Below are 14,515 nucleotides of genomic sequence, written 5' to 3' on the forward strand. Positions count from 1 at the left end.
TTTAACTGCCGGACAGGCCAGGCGTCACTTTAACGTACAAACAGCGCAATCAGAATCACGATCGGCAGCGGGATGCCCAGCAGCAGCAAGAGGATGGAACGCATAAAATTCTCCTTTATCAGTAGATTCGTTAGTAGATGGCAAGATCAGATCGATACATGGCGCAGCACGCGCTCATGGTCACGCTGGCGGCCGCCAAAGGTTGCAGCCAGGGCAGCCACAAAAGCGCCCAGCAGCAGGGCCACGAACATCCACAGGGCGGTATGGGCGCCGGCCTTGCGGGCGGTGTCGGCAGCTTGCTGCGCCTTGGCTTTGGTGTCGGCGGCCAGTTTGGCGGCACGGCCGTAGACGGCGTCGACGCGTGCTTCGGCGTCAGCCTGGGACAGGCCGGTACGCTTGGCAATCAGTTGACCCAGGTAAGCGCGGTCGTCGGCGGCCAGGCTGCCGTTGCCGATGCTGGTGGCAAAGATCCTGCCGATTTCAACGCGCTGGTCGGCTACACTCGCATTGCCATTGGCCAATGGCGCCGCCGGCATGCCGGTGGTGGCGGTGGCGGTGGTGGTGCCGTCAGCAGCGGCCGCTGGTGCAGGTGCAGCGCGCAGCAGCATATCCGAGAAGTAATCGAGCGGATTGGCGCCGCTGCCAGCGCCTTCGCTGGCATTGGCAGCTGCTGCACCGGCACCTGCCGCAGCAGCAGGCGCCACGGCAGCGGCCACGCCGGTACCGGCATCGATGGCGCCGCTCAGCACGGCGCGCGCGCCGCCGGCCATCACGGCCACCGTAATCAGCGTCGCCACCGCCCAGGCCAGCAGGCCGTGCGCGGTGTCGCGGAAATGCACTTCATCGGTATGCACCGAGCTCCATTTCATGCGCAGGCGACCGGCCATATAGCCGCCGATGCCCGACGCGGCCAGCTGCATGAAGGCCAGCCAGACGATGGTCGACACGCCGATGGCGGTGGCGTTGAACGACCACGGCGACATCGACGACAGACCCAGGCCGACGCCCAGGATCAGCAGGATAAACGACAGTGCGGCTGCCGCCGCAGCGCCAGCCAGTACTGCGCCCCAGGACACGCCCGGTTGATTGAGGTCCGACACGGACAATTGCGTAGCTTGCATGGATTTCCCCTTTTTTATTGACGTTGAGCTATCTGTAAGCTGTGACGCCAGCATGCCGCGCAGCGCACTGGCCGTATGTGCGGCGCCATACAAAAGCCTGATATTCATTAGTGGGAACTATTTCACGCCGTGATGGCGCATCAGGTCGTACAGGGTCGGCCGGCTTATGCCCAGCAGAGCGGCGGCCCTGGCGATATTGCCGTCGCTGCGTGCCAGCGCGCGCACCATGGCGCCGTATTCGGCCGCCTCGCGCGCCTGGCGCAGGCTGTAGTCCGGCCCGGCCTGCGCCTCGGCGCCGCCCGGCAAGCCCAGGTCGGCCGCGTCGATTTGCGCGCCGTCGCACATGATGACGGCGCGCCGGATGCAGTTTTCCACTTCGCGTACATTGCCGGGCCAGTCATGGGCCTCGATCTGCTGCAGCGCCTCGTTGCTGAAGTGAAGCTGGCTGCGCCCTTCGCTGGCGCAATAGCGATTCCTGAAATGATGCGCCAGCAGCAGGCTGTCGCCGCTGCGCTCGCGCAATGGCGGAATGCGCAGCACGATTTCCCCCAAACGATAGTACAGGTCGTCGCGGAAGCGGCCGCTGGCCGCCAGCGCCTTGACATCCTGATGGGTGGCGCAGACGATGCGCACGTCAACCGCGATTTCTTCGCGCCCGCCGACGCGCTCGATCACGCGCTGCTGCAGGAAGCGCAGCAGCTTGGCCTGCAGTACCAACGGCATGTCGCCGATCTCGTCGAGGAACAGCGTGCCACCCTGGGCCAGTTCGATCTTGCCGGGCGTCTGGCGCACAGCACCCGTAAAAGCGCCCTTTTCATGGCCGAACAGCTCGCTTTCCAGCAGCGCCTCAGGTATTGCCGCGCAGTTGATCGCCACGAAACGTTGCGCGCTGCGCCCACCCAGCGCATGCAGCGCACGCGCGACCAGCTCCTTGCCGCTGCCCGATTCGCCCAGCAGCATCACGCTGGCCATCGATGGCGCCACCTTTTCCACGCTGCGACAGAGCTTGAGCATGCCGGCGTCGCGGCTGATCATGCCGGCCAGCGGCGAGTCCTGCTGCGTCTGCAGCATGCGGCGGTTTTCCTGCTGCATCGCATGCAGATAGAAGGCGCGCGCCAGTACCAGCGCCAGCAGGTCCGCGTCGAACGGTTTCTGGTGAAAATCGCAGGCGCCCAGCGCGATGGCTTTCAGGGCATGCACGCGGTCCTGGTTGCCCGACAGGATAATGATGCGCGTATCGGCGGCGATGGCCAGCATCTGCTGCAGGGTGGCCAGCCCTTCGCTGGCGCCGTCCGGGTCGGGCGGCAGGCCCAGGTCCAGCGTGACGACTGCCGGCGCATGGCGCCGCAGCTGCGCCAGCGCAGCCTCGCGGTCGCACGCCAGCAACACCTCGTAGTCGTCAAAGCGCCATTGCAGTTGCTTTTGCAGGCCCGGATCGTCTTCCACCACCAGCAGTTTGGGCTTGCCCATGCGCTTGTCCTTGTATTCGGCGATCCGGCGATTCAGGCGGGATGCAACGGCAGCACCACGCGAAAGGTGGTACCCACCGCCGGCACGCTGTGCACGTCGAGCCGGCCGCCCACTTCGTGCAGGTATTCGCGGCTTTCAAACACGCCGATGCCCATGCCGGCCGTCTTGGTGCTGTCAAAGGGCCTGAACAGGTGCTCACGGATAAATTGCGCACTCATGCCCTGCCCCGTATCGTTCAGTTCCACTACCGCCGTGCTGTTTTCGCGGCGCAGCCGCACGCTGACGCAGCCGTCGCTGGCGGTGGCCTCGATGGCGTTCTGCAGCAGATGGCCCAGCACGCGTTCGAGCCGGGCGCGGTCGGCCAGTACCGTCAGTTCGCCGTCGACAATCTCGAGCCGGGGCGCCGGCGCCAGGCTGGCCTTGTCGGCCACTGCCTGCTGCAGCACGCGGTCCAGCCGCAAGGGCGCCGGTGCCGATACATCACCGCGCGCCAGTTTCTGCAACAGGGTTTTCATTTTCTGCACCGAATGGTCGAGCGTGGCCAGCATATCCTGCTGGAAGGCCGGATTGGCGCGGTGCTTTTCAGCGTTGGCGAGCAGCAGCGACAGCTGGAACACCAGGTTTTTCAGGTCATGCACCACAAAGGCGGACATGCGGCTGAACGACTCGAACTGGCGCGCCACGGCCAGCGCCTCCTGCGACTGGCGATGGGCCAGGCAACTGGCTGCCTGGCTGCCAGCAATTTTCAGCAGGTCGCGCGTTTCCCAGTTCAGGCTGATACGCGTGCGCGGACGCGCCAGCACCACCATGCCAAACAGACTGCCCTGCAGCAGCAGCGGCGCCACCAGCCAGGCCGACGGCAGCGCCAGCACGGCCTCGGGCAACGCCATGCCGCCGTAATGCTGCGGCTGGCGCCGGCAATCATCGACCTCGATCACCCATTGCCGCGCTGCCAGGAACTGCTGCAGCGCTGCGCTGTCGGGCGCTCTGTCAGCGGGCATGGGCCAGTTCCAGCTGGCCAGCGGTGCCAGTTGCCGCCCGTCGCGCACCAACCACAAGGCGCCGGCTGGGCTCTCCACCAGCTGCGCCATGGCCGCAATGGCGCGTTCGGCCAGCCCGGGGCACGCTAGCCCGGGGCCCTCGTGCGACAGCGCACGCGTCAGCTTGAGCCACTCATCGCGGTAGTCAAAGCCGGCCTGATAAAAATGTTTGTTGATAAACACTTTCAGGCGCGCGCGCAGTGCACCGGAAAACAGCATGCCCACCAGCAGCAGCGCCGCGCCGCCCAGGAACGCCATCTGCATCAAGCTGCCCCAGGCGCCGCCCACATGGCGCAGATAATAGGCGCAGGCCGCCATGGCCAGCAGATAGACGGCGGCGCCCAGCATGGCTGCAGAACCGAGCAGCATCTGGCGCGACACCAGCAGGCCCGGCGCCCACGAAGGATGGCGCGCCGCGGCAAGCGCCAGCAAGGGCGCGCACAGGGCGTCGGCCACGCCGCGCGCGCGCCACAGTTCGCCATTCATCTGGCGCAGCAGCAAGGCCTCGCTGTATAGATAGAAATCATAGACAAACAGCGCACCCACGCCCAGGCAGGCAAACTTGACGCCCCAGCGCTGCGCTGCCGGCGTATTGCGGTACCACTGTTCGACCAGCAGCAGGCCCAGCACGGCCAGCAACAGCCGGCAGGCGGTGGCACCGGTCAGCAGCCCGAGTGCCGACAGCAGCAGAGCCAGCAGGCAGGCCAGCAATACGCCCAGCATGGCGGCCAGGCGCTGGCGCCGCTTCGATGCAAGCAGCCACAGCAGAAAGGCCAGCCAGGCTGCCGTGCGCAACAGGTCGAGCGCTTCAATCGCCAGCACGGCCGCTGGGATCTGCGCCATGCCGGCCAGCAGCAGCGTGCCGAGCGCCCAGACGCTTGTTGCCAGGCAGGCCGCCAGCAAGGCGCGCGCATTCTGGCGCGCGCGCCAGTTGCCGATCAATAACAGGGCAAGCAGGCAAAACGCCAGCGCCGCCACGCCGTGACTGAGCACGGCAGCCCCGCTGGAAGCCAGCAAGGCCGGCTGATTCACCGGCTACCCTTGCCAAACAGTACCACCTGCACCGTATCGAGCAAAATCAGCAGGTCCAGGAACAGGCTGTTGTTCTTGACATAGTACAGATCGTATTGCAGCTTCTTGACGGCATCGTCCACCGAGGCGCCATAGTGATAGCGCACCTGTGCCAGCCCCGTGATGCCGGGCTTGATGCTATGCCGGATGTTGTAGTACGGCACCAGCGCTTTCAGTTGCTCGACAAAATAGGCGCGCTCTGGGCGTGGCCCGACAAAGCTCATTTCGCCGCGAAACACATTAAACATCTGCGGCAGTTCATCGATGCGCAGCTTGCGGATCAACGCACCGACCCGCGTCACGCGCACATCGTTGATGCTGGCCCAGGTCGGCGTGCCGCCCGCTTCCGCATCGCAGCGCATGCTGCGCAGCTTGAGCACCTTGAACAGCGCGCCATCGCGCCCGACCCGCTCCTGCTGATAAAACACCGGACCGCCGTCTTCGAGCCGGATGCACAACATGGCCAGCAACAGCAGCGGCAGCGTCAGCAGGCAGATGGCCGCGCTGGCAAGCAGGTCGAACAGGCGCTTGGAGGCGGCGCGCACCAGGCTCTGGTCAAAGCCGCCACCGTAGATCAGATAACTGGGCTGCAGCGAATCGATGCGGATCTGGCACGCTTCGCGCTCGAAAAAGGTGGCCGCGTCAATCACTCTTACCCCACCGAGCGCGCACTCAAGCAACTGGCGCACCGGAAAAGCGCCATTGCGCCGGTCCTGTACCGACACCACGATCTCGCGCGCATCATAGCGCTGCGCCATGGCCAGCAGCGAGCTTTCCATCGGCAAGACGGCCGATTGCGGCACGCAGCACGGCTCGCCCGCCACCGGCAGGCAGCCGACCACCGTAAATTGATGGAACCCGGCCTTGCTGGCGGCCAGATCCATGCACTCGCGCGCCAGCGCGCCGCCGCCCACCAGGATCAGCCGCCCTTCCATCAGCGCCGACTGTGACGACTTGAACACCACCAGCCGCGTCAGCAGCACGCCGATGGCGCCGACACCAAAGATCATCACGCTGCCACGCCCGAATTGCAGCGACGGCATAAAGCGGTTCAGGAGGCTGAACACGGCAAAGCCCAGCGCAAAAGCCGGCACGATGCGCAGCACGGTGTTGCGCATATCCTCGTGGGCATCTTCGCGCGAACCGTGCCGGTACATGCCCAGCGCGCTCATGGACAACACAATCACAAGGGCAAATAGGGCCGCCGGCAGATACACCTGACCGATGCGGACGATGGCGTGACTGTCAACCAGCCACAGCATCGACACCAGCGCCGCCGACGTGAGCAGGATCGAGATTTCCAGCAACAGCAGGATAAACGCGGTTTTCGACACATAGTGGCTGAAGATGCGGATCATCACGTTCTCCTGTGCAAGCGCCCGGTCTTGCCATCATGGCCAACTGCCCGGCGCCAGCCTTGACGCGCCGCAAACGGCAGCGCCAGCGATCCGTTGTGATCAGAATTTATCTCAACACATGTCCGTTTGAGGTGAAATGGACTATAGTATGCTTCCCCTGAAAAAAGATAAATGTCATGAAATTTGATGTAGCGATTGTCGGCAGCGGCCTGGCGGGTTTATCGGTGGCACTGCATTTAGCTGAAACGCGCACCGTCGCGATCATTTCCAAACGCGAACTGCTGGACGGCGCCAGCAACTGGGCCCAGGGCGGCATCGCGGCCGTCCTCGATTCGGGGGACAGCCACCAGCAACATATCGAAGACACGCTGGTGGCAGGTGGCGGCCTGTGCGATGAAAGCGCGACGCGCTATATCGTCGAGCACGGCCGCGAAGCGATCGAATGGTTGATCGAGCAAGGCGTGCCGTTTACCCGCGACGCCACAGCCGAGCTGGGTTTCCATCTGACGCGCGAAGGTGGCCACAGCCAGCGCCGCATCATCCATGCGGCCGACGCCACCGGTCACGCCGTGCAGGTCACGCTGGAAGAAAAGGTGCGCGCCCATCCGAATATCACGCTGTTCGAGCATCACTGCGCAATCGACCTGATTACTTCCGACAAGCTGGGCATGAAGCCGATCCAGCGCAACGCCCAGCCGCATTGCCACGGCCTGTACGTACAGGACGAACGCACCGGCAAGGTGCATACTTTTGCCGCCGAGCATACCGTGCTGGCCACCGGTGGCGCCGGCAAGGTCTATCTGTATACCACCAATCCCGACACGGCCAGCGGCGACGGCATTGCCATGGCCTGGCGCGCCGGCTGCCGCGTGTCGAACATGGAATTCATCCAGTTTCACCCGACCTGCCTGTACCATCCGTATGCCAAGTCCTTCCTGATTACCGAAGCCATCCGTGGCGAAGGCGGCCTGCTCAAGTTGCCGCCTGAAGCGGGCGCTGCCGCTGGTCAGCGTTTTATGCTGGCGCACGACGAGCGGGCCGAACTGGCGCCGCGCGACGTGGTGGCGCGCGCCATCGACTTTGAAATCAAGAAACGCGGCCTCGATTACGTCCACCTCGATATCAGCCACAAGCCGGCCGAATTCCTGATCGAGCATTTCCCGACCATCTATGCGCGCTGCCTGGAGCTCGGCATCGACATTACCAAACAGCCGATTCCCATCGTGCCGGCCGCCCACTACACCTGCGGCGGCGTGGTGACCGACCTGGCCGGGCGCGCCGACCTGCCCGGCCTGTACGCGGTCGGCGAAACCGCCTGCACCGGCCTGCATGGCGCCAATCGCCTGGCCAGCAACTCGCTGCTCGAATGCATCGTGATTGGCCGCGCCTGCGCGCAGGATATCGAAAGCAAGGAAAAGCTGGGCACGCCTTACCTGCCCGACTGGGACGAAAGCCGTGTCTCGGACGCCGACGAGGAAGTGGTGATTGCCCATAACTGGGACGAACTGCGCCGCTTCATGTGGAATTACGTGGGCATCGTGCGCACCACCAAGCGCCTCGAACGCGCCCAGCATCGCATTGCGCTGCTGAAAGAAGAAATCGACGAGTACTACCGCAACTTCCGCATCACGCATGACCTGCTGGAACTGCGCAACCTGGTCGACGTCGCCTCGATGATCGTCAACAGCGCCCTGTCGCGCCGCGAAAGCCGTGGCCTGCACTTTAGTCGCGATTATCCGGAAACCTTGCCCAAGGCAATCGCCAGCGTGCTGACGCCGCCGCATCGGTAATAGGGCGATGGTATCAGGGGCTAAGTTAGCGCCTGAGCGCCACAAGCACACCGGCAAAAAGTGACAACATTCTGGACGCCAATACAGGCTCCCCGGGCCAAGCGGAGCTGAAGCTCGCGTCTCCGGCCCGCCATTTTTGCCTTGCGAATTGCGTTACGCCGGCAACTGATACCCCTTGAACTGCTCGCGCAGCTTGTTTTTCTGAATCTTGCCGGTCGCCCCCATCGGCAATGCATCGACAAACAACACATCGTCGGGCGTCCACCATTTGGCGATCTTGCCGTCGAAAAACTGCAGCAGCTCGGCGCGCGTGACATTCATGCCCGGGTGCAGCACCACCACCAGCACCGGGCGCTCATCCCATTTCGGGTGGAACAGGCCGATACAGGCGGCCTGCTGCACGGCCGGGTGGGCCATGGCCAGGTTTTCCAGGTCGATCGTACCGATCCATTCGCCGCCCGACTTGATCACGTCCTTGCTGCGGTCGGTAATCTGCATATAGCCATCGGCATCGATGGTGGCCACGTCGCCGGTCGGAAACCAGCCGTCCTGCAAGACGTCGCCGCCCTCCTGCTTGTAATACGAGGCAATAATCCATGGCCCCTTGACCAGCAGATGGCCGTAGCTGACGCCGTCCCACGGCAACTCCTTGCCGTCGTCATCGACGATCTTCATGTCCACGCCAAAGATCGCATGGCCCTGTTTTTGCAGGATTTTGCGCTGTTCAGACTGTGACAGGGCCAGATGGCGCGTCTGCAGGCCGCCGGTGGTGCCCAGCGGCGACATTTCCGTCATGCCCCAGGCATGGATCACCTGCACGCCGAACTGGTCCATCAGCGTGTCCATCATGGCCGGCGGACAGGCGGCGCCACCGATCACGGTGCGGCGGAAGCTGGAAAAGCGCAGGCCATTCTGCAGCACGTAGTTGAGCAAGCCCAGCCAGACGGTCGGCACACCGGCCGAGAACGTCACCTGCTCGGATTCGAACAATTCGTACAGCGACTTGCCATCGAGCGCAGCGCCGGGAAACACCATGCGCGCGCCGGTCAGCGGCACCGCATACGGCAAGCCCCAGGCGTTGACATGGAACATCGGCACCACCGGCAGCACCGTGTCCGAGGCGCTGACGTTGAGCGCGCCCGGCATGGCCGCCGCATACGCATGCAGCACGGTCGAGCGGTGCGAATACAGCACGCCCTTGGGGTTGCCGGTGGTGCCCGAGGTGTAGCACAGGGTGGCGGCGCTGTGCTCGTCGAACAGCGGCCAGTCGTACTGGTCGGAATGGCTGGCAATCAGGTCTTCATAGCACAGCAGGTCGGGGATCGCTGTGCTGTCGGGCATGCGGTCGCGATCGCACATCAGCACGAAATGGCGCACAAACGTGCACTGGCTGGCGATCTTTTCCACAATCGGCAAAAACGTCAGGTCGAACATCAACACCTGGTCTTCGGCGTGATTCGAGATATAGGCGATCTGGTCGGGAAACAGGCGCGGGTTGATAGTATGGAGCACCGCGCCCGAGCCTGACACGCCATAATACGCTTCCAGATGCCGGTAGCCGTTCCAGGCTAGCGTGGCCACGCGGTCGCCGATGCGCACGCCCAGGCCGTGCAGCGCATTGGCCAGCCGCCGCGCCCGCTGGTGGCAGTCGCGGTAGGTGTACCTGTGCAGATCGCCCTCGACGCGCCGCGAAACGATTTCGCCCGCCCCATAATGCCTCGACGCAAATTCGATAATGCCAGAAATCAGCAGGGGTTGGTCCATCATCTGCCCCATCACCGGGCTGGGCGGGAAAGCGGCCATCGTATCTCCTTTGTTAATTGGTTGAGAACAGTTTCGACCGGTCGTGCTAAAACGGTCAATCATTTTCGATATTGCGTCGCAGCATGGAGTAATGCCTTCCATTTTCTGCATGACGCGGACACAGCACGCAACGATGGCCTGCGGTAAAATCAGCGTTCCAGCCGGCTCCTTGCTGCCGGCGCCTCGACATGACTGGAACTGCCATTAGCGCCTCGACCCTCCCCCTGAATAACTCGTTTGCCACTCTGCCGCCGGCGTTCTTCACGCGCCTGATGCCTACGCCGCTGCCAGCGCCCTATTTCGTTGCTGCCAGTGCGCCGGCTGCGGCACTGCTGGGACTCGATCCGGCGCGCCTGGCTGATGCCGATTTTGTCGAGCTGCTGAGTGGCAACGCCGTGGCCGAACGCTCCAAGCCGCTGGCGGCCGTGTATTCGGGCCACCAGTTTGGCGTGTGGGCCGGGCAGCTGGGCGACGGGCGCGCCATTCTGCTGGGCGATATCGATACCGCCAACGGCCCGCTGGAACTGCAGCTGAAAGGCGCCGGCGCCACGCCGTACTCGCGCATGGGCGACGGTCGCGCCGTGCTGCGTTCGTCGATCCGCGAATTCCTGTGTTCGGAAGCGATGGCAGCGCTCGGCATTCCCACCTCGCGCGCGCTGGCCATCATGGGCTCGAACCAGGGCGTGCTGCGCGAAACGATGGAAACGGCGGCGGTGGTCACGCGCATGGCGCCCAGCTTTATCCGCTTCGGCTCGTTCGAGCACTGGGCCTCGAGCCGCAAGACGGACGAACTGAAAATCTTGGCCGACTACGTGCTTGCGCAGTTCTACCCCGAGCTGCAGGCCGCCGACAATCCCTACCAGGCGCTGCTGGCCGAGGTCTGCCAGCGCACGGCGCGCCTGATGGCGCAGTGGCAGGCGGTCGGTTTCATGCATGGCGTGATGAATACGGACAATATGTCGATCCTGGGCCTGACGCTCGATTACGGCCCGTTCGGCTTTATGGAAGCGTTTGACGGCCAGCATATCTGCAACCATACCGACCAGCAGGGTCGCTATTCGTACGCCAACCAGCCCAAGGTCGGCCACTGGAACTGCTACGCGCTGGCGCAGGCGCTGCTGCCGCTGATCGACGACCTTGAAGGCGCGCAGGCAGCCGTCGACAGCTACCAGAGTACCTTTGCCGACAGCATGAATGCACAGCTGCGCGCCAAGCTGGGGCTGCTGACCGAGCAGCCAGACGATCCGGCCCTGTTTGACGCCATGTTTGGCCTCATGCAAGCGAACCATGTGGATTTCACGCAGTTTTTCCGCGCGCTGGGCAATCTGCAGCTGGCTGCGCCGCAACTTGACGCGCCGCTACGCGATATGTTTATCGACCGCGACAGTTTTGACGCCTGGGCCGCCACCTACCGCGCGCGCCTGCAGCAGGAAAACAGCGTCGACGCGCAACGCAAGCTTGCAATGGACCGCGTCAACCCCAAATACGTACTTCGCAATTACCTGGCTCAGGTTGCCATCGAGAAAGCCCAGCAGCACGATTACTCGGAAATCGCCCGTTTGCTCGCTGTTTTGCAAAAGCCATTTGACGAACAGCCCGAACACCAGCACTATGCGGCCCTGCCGCCCGACTGGGCCAGCCACCTTGAAGTAAGCTGCTCATCCTAAGGAGTCATGATGACCGTCAATAAAGTACAGAAAACCGACGCCGAATGGCGTGCCATGCTCGATACCATGGAGTATCAGGTCACGCGCCATGCCGCTACCGAACGCGCTTTTACAGGCAAGTTCTGGGACCACCACGAACACGGCATCTATACCTGCGTGTGCTGCAACACGCCGCTGTTCGCGTCCGACACCAAGTTCGACTCGGGCTGCGGCTGGCCCAGCTATTTCCAGGCGCTCGATCCGGCCAATGTGAAAGAAATCGTCGACCGCAGCCACGGCATGGTCCGTACCGAGATCATCTGCGCCGTCTGCGACGCCCATCTGGGCCATGTATTTCCGGACGGCCCACCGCCCACCGGCCTGCGCTATTGCATCAACTCGGCTTCGCTGCGTTTCGATCCGCAGCCATAAAGCGGATCAATCGCATGGCCATAAGACGTGGCCATAAGCCTATCCTAAGAAGATTTTTTGTTGTCTATAGTAAAGTCTCACCATGAAATTCTTATTCGACCTCTTCCCGCTGATTGCGTTCTTTGTCGCCTTTAAACTGGGCGGCATTTACGAGACGGCCACGCACGAGTTCGTGCAGCAATATCTGTCGGGCATCGTCTCGGGCGGCGTGATCCAAGCCGAGCAGGCGCCGTGGATTATCGCCACGCTGGCCGGCATCCTGGCCACCGCCGGCATGGTCACCTACCTGTTGGCGCGCGGGCGCAAGGTCGACGGCATGCTGTGGGTGTCGCTGTTTATCTTCGTGGTATTCGGCGGCGCCAGCATCTATCTGCACGACGACTACTTCCTCAAATGGAAGCCCACCCTGATCTACTGGGTCGGCGCACTGGCGCTGCTGATCGGCCAGTTCGGTTTCAGGAAAAACCTGATCCGCAAGACCATGGAAGCGCAGGTGCAGTTGCCCGACGCCGTGTGGAACCAGTTGCTGGGCGCTTGGATTATTTTCTTTGCCGCCCTCGGCGCCATCAACCTGCTGGTCGCCTTCGTGCTCTACAAGGGCGACATGGCAGCCTGGGTCAGCTTCAAGGCGTTTGGCGCGACCGGCATTTTCTTTGCCTTTATCGTCGCGCAAACGCTGTTCCTGGCCAAACATATCAAGGAAGACGCACCATGAGTACCGATACCCGAATGGAACGCATTCGTAGCCGCATCGAAGCGGCCCTGGCACCCGTCGAATGCGTGCTCGAGGACGACTCGGCGCGCCATCGCGGCCACGCTGGCGCGGCCTCGGGCGGCGGCCACTATAACGTGCGGATTATTTCCAGCCGATTTGAAGGGCTCAGACTCGTCATGCGCCATCGTCTGGTGTATGATTCCGTGCACGATATGATGCATAATGAGATCCATGCATTGGCTATTGTTGCATTGGCGCCGTCGGAAGTTCCGCAATAGCGGAATCGATGGCGTTTTTGGCGTAGGCCTTGGCCTCGCTGCAGCAAAGGCAATCAACCGTGTTCTTTAATGTGTTTTTTACGAAACTTTCCCTAACAGGATTTAATAATGACTTTTAAGCCAGCCCGCTTGCTGATCGCACTACTCTCCGTCGCCGCGGTACCTGTTTTTGCGCAAAACGCTGCCGTCGTCAATGGCAAGCCTATTCCAACATCGCGTGTTGATGCAGTCGTCAAGCAAGTCGTCGCCCAAGGCCAGCAACCGGATTCGCCGCAACTGCGCGATGCGATCAAGAAAGACCTGATCGGCCGTGAAGTGTTGATGCAAGAAGCGGAAAGCAAGGGTTTCGGTAAGGATGCAGCTGTCAAGCAGCAGATCGAAAATGCACGCCAGGCCATCGTGATTAACGCCCTGGTAGGCGACTACATCAAGAAGAATCCGGTGACCGACGCCGAGATCAAGGCTGAATACGACCGTTTCGTGGCACAGACCGGCGACAAGGAATACCACGTACGCCATATCCTGGTCGGCACCGAAGCTGAAGCGAAGGATATCATTGCCAAGCTCAAGGGCGGCGCCAAGTTCGAAGACCTGGCCAAGCAGTCGAAAGACAGCGGTTCGGCCGACAACGGCGGCGACCTGGACTGGGCAGCGCCTTCGTCCTTCCCGAAAGTGTTCTCGGACGCCTTCGTCAAGCTGCAAAAAGGCCAGATCACCGACACCCCGGTACAAACGCCTAACGGTTTCCACGTGATCAAGCTCGACGATACCCGCGCCGCCAAACTGCCGACGCTGGAAGAAGTCAAGCCACAGATCAATGAAGCGCTGCAGCAGAAAAAACTGCAGGCGTATCAGGAAGAAATGATCAAGAAAGCAAAAATCCAGTAACAACTGACCTGCCCGGCGCCATTTTTGGCGCCGGTGGTGTATTGTGCGTCTGCATGCGTCGCGTAATGACATACAGCGCGCCGTGACCGATGCAAACTATCGTATTTTTATAGGAATGAACATGATTGTGAAGCCAGCCCGTTTGATTTTAGCCCTGGCAGCGGTTGCCGCTGCGCCTGCCTTTGCGCAGAACGTGGCCACTGTAAACGGCAAGCCGATCCCGGCCTCGCGCCTCGACCAGGTCGTCAAGCAAGTCGTGGCGCAAGGCCGCCAGGCCGATTCGCCGCAACTGCGCGATGCCATCAAGAAAGACCTGATCGGCCGCGAAGTGCTGATCCAGGAAGCCGACAAGCAAGGTTACGGCACGCGTCCTGAAGTCAAGGCACAACTGGACAACGCCCGTCAAAGCATCATCATCAACGCCCTGCTGGCCGACTACGTGAAGAAAAACCCGGTCAAGGATGCTGAAATCAAGGCCGAGTACGACAAGTTCAAGGCCCAGGCCGGCGACAAGGAATACCACGCGCGCCATATCCTGGTTGCCACCGAAGCCGAAGCCAAAGACATTATCGCCAAGCTCAAGGGCGGCGCCAAGTTCGAAGAGCTGGCCAAGGTGTCGAAAGACGGTTCGGCAGCCAATGGCGGCGACCTGGACTGGGCCAGCCCATCGTCCTACGTCAAGCCATTCTCGGACGCCATGGTAGCCCTGAAACCAGGCCAGATCACGCAAACGCCAGTGCAGTCGCAATTTGGCTACCACGTGATCAAGCTGGAAGAAGTACGCCCGACCAAGCTGCCGTCGCTGGAAGAAGTCAAAGGCCAGGTGACGGAATCGCTGCAGCAGAAGAAGCTGGCAGCTTACCGTGATGAGCTGGTCAAGAAAGCCAAAGTGCAGTAATCGCT

Annotated in this window: 12 protein-coding genes; 7 read left to right on the top strand and 5 right to left on the bottom strand. The window is 62.3% G+C overall.

Annotated elements, in window-relative coordinates:
* Window positions 1–146 precede the first annotated feature (146 nt).
* From GCM43_RS17415 to GCM43_RS17430, 4 genes are all read right to left on the bottom strand, one after another.
* Complete coding sequence (locus tag GCM43_RS17415) at window positions 147–1,121, bottom strand: hypothetical protein (protein WP_152246559.1); 975 nt, start codon at window positions 1,119–1,121, stop codon at window positions 147–149.
* A gap of 117 nt (window positions 1,122–1,238) precedes the next feature.
* Window positions 1,239–2,591, bottom strand: a complete 1,353-nt coding sequence (gene prsR, locus GCM43_RS17420; protein ID WP_152246561.1) for a PEP-CTERM-box response regulator transcription factor — start codon at window positions 2,589–2,591, stop codon at window positions 1,239–1,241.
* 32 nt (window positions 2,592–2,623) lie between these two features.
* Window positions 2,624–4,663 (bottom strand): XrtA/PEP-CTERM system histidine kinase PrsK, encoded by a 2,040-nt coding sequence (gene prsK / locus GCM43_RS17425; protein WP_226929537.1) that lies wholly within the window; start codon window positions 4,661–4,663, stop codon window positions 2,624–2,626.
* Window positions 4,660–6,060, bottom strand: coding sequence for a TIGR03013 family XrtA/PEP-CTERM system glycosyltransferase (locus tag GCM43_RS17430; protein WP_152246563.1), 1,401 nt, complete (start codon window positions 6,058–6,060; stop codon window positions 4,660–4,662). Before GCM43_RS17430 ends, prsK begins: the two co-directional genes overlap by 4 nt.
* Window positions 6,061–6,236: 176 nt before the next feature.
* On the opposite strand from GCM43_RS17430, the gene nadB reads away from it, so the two are divergent.
* Window positions 6,237–7,850, top strand: coding sequence for an L-aspartate oxidase (nadB, locus tag GCM43_RS17435; protein ID WP_152246565.1), 1,614 nt, complete (start codon window positions 6,237–6,239; stop codon window positions 7,848–7,850).
* A 153-nt stretch (window positions 7,851–8,003) separates the two neighbouring features.
* Here the strand turns inward: nadB and GCM43_RS17440 are convergent, their stop codons facing one another.
* Window positions 8,004–9,653: a 3-(methylthio)propionyl-CoA ligase gene (locus tag GCM43_RS17440; RefSeq protein WP_152246567.1), complete on the bottom strand. Its 1,650-nt coding sequence runs from the start codon at window positions 9,651–9,653 to the stop codon at window positions 8,004–8,006.
* A 188-nt stretch (window positions 9,654–9,841) separates the two neighbouring features.
* Here GCM43_RS17440 and GCM43_RS17445 point away from each other — a divergent pair, with 188 nt between their 5' ends.
* The 6 genes from GCM43_RS17445 (at window position 9,842) to GCM43_RS17470 (ending at window position 14,510) form a co-directional block, all read left to right on the top strand.
* Window positions 9,842–11,320 (top strand): protein adenylyltransferase SelO, encoded by a 1,479-nt coding sequence (locus GCM43_RS17445; RefSeq protein WP_152246569.1) that lies wholly within the window; start codon window positions 9,842–9,844, stop codon window positions 11,318–11,320.
* A 9-nt stretch (window positions 11,321–11,329) separates the two neighbouring features.
* Window positions 11,330–11,731: a peptide-methionine (R)-S-oxide reductase MsrB gene (gene msrB / locus GCM43_RS17450; RefSeq protein ID WP_152246571.1), complete on the top strand. Its 402-nt coding sequence runs from the start codon at window positions 11,330–11,332 to the stop codon at window positions 11,729–11,731.
* 82 nt (window positions 11,732–11,813) lie between these two features.
* Window positions 11,814–12,446, top strand: a complete 633-nt coding sequence (locus GCM43_RS17455; protein ID WP_152246573.1) for a septation protein A — start codon at window positions 11,814–11,816, stop codon at window positions 12,444–12,446.
* Window positions 12,443–12,724 (top strand): BolA family protein, encoded by a 282-nt coding sequence (locus GCM43_RS17460; protein ID WP_152246575.1) that lies wholly within the window; start codon window positions 12,443–12,445, stop codon window positions 12,722–12,724. The genes GCM43_RS17455 and GCM43_RS17460 overlap by 4 nt, the downstream gene beginning before the upstream one ends.
* Before the next feature lie 108 nt (window positions 12,725–12,832).
* On the top strand, window positions 12,833–13,612 hold the full coding sequence (locus tag GCM43_RS17465; protein WP_152246577.1) for a peptidylprolyl isomerase: 780 nt from the start codon (window positions 12,833–12,835) through the stop codon (window positions 13,610–13,612).
* 121 nt (window positions 13,613–13,733) lie between these two features.
* Window positions 13,734–14,510: a peptidylprolyl isomerase gene (locus tag GCM43_RS17470; RefSeq protein WP_152246579.1), complete on the top strand. Its 777-nt coding sequence runs from the start codon at window positions 13,734–13,736 to the stop codon at window positions 14,508–14,510.
* Window positions 14,511–14,515: the final 5 nt, after the last annotated feature.

The sequence above is a fragment of the Janthinobacterium aquaticum genome, assembly GCF_009208565.1.
Taxonomy (GTDB): Bacteria; Pseudomonadota; Gammaproteobacteria; order Burkholderiales; family Burkholderiaceae_D; genus Janthinobacterium.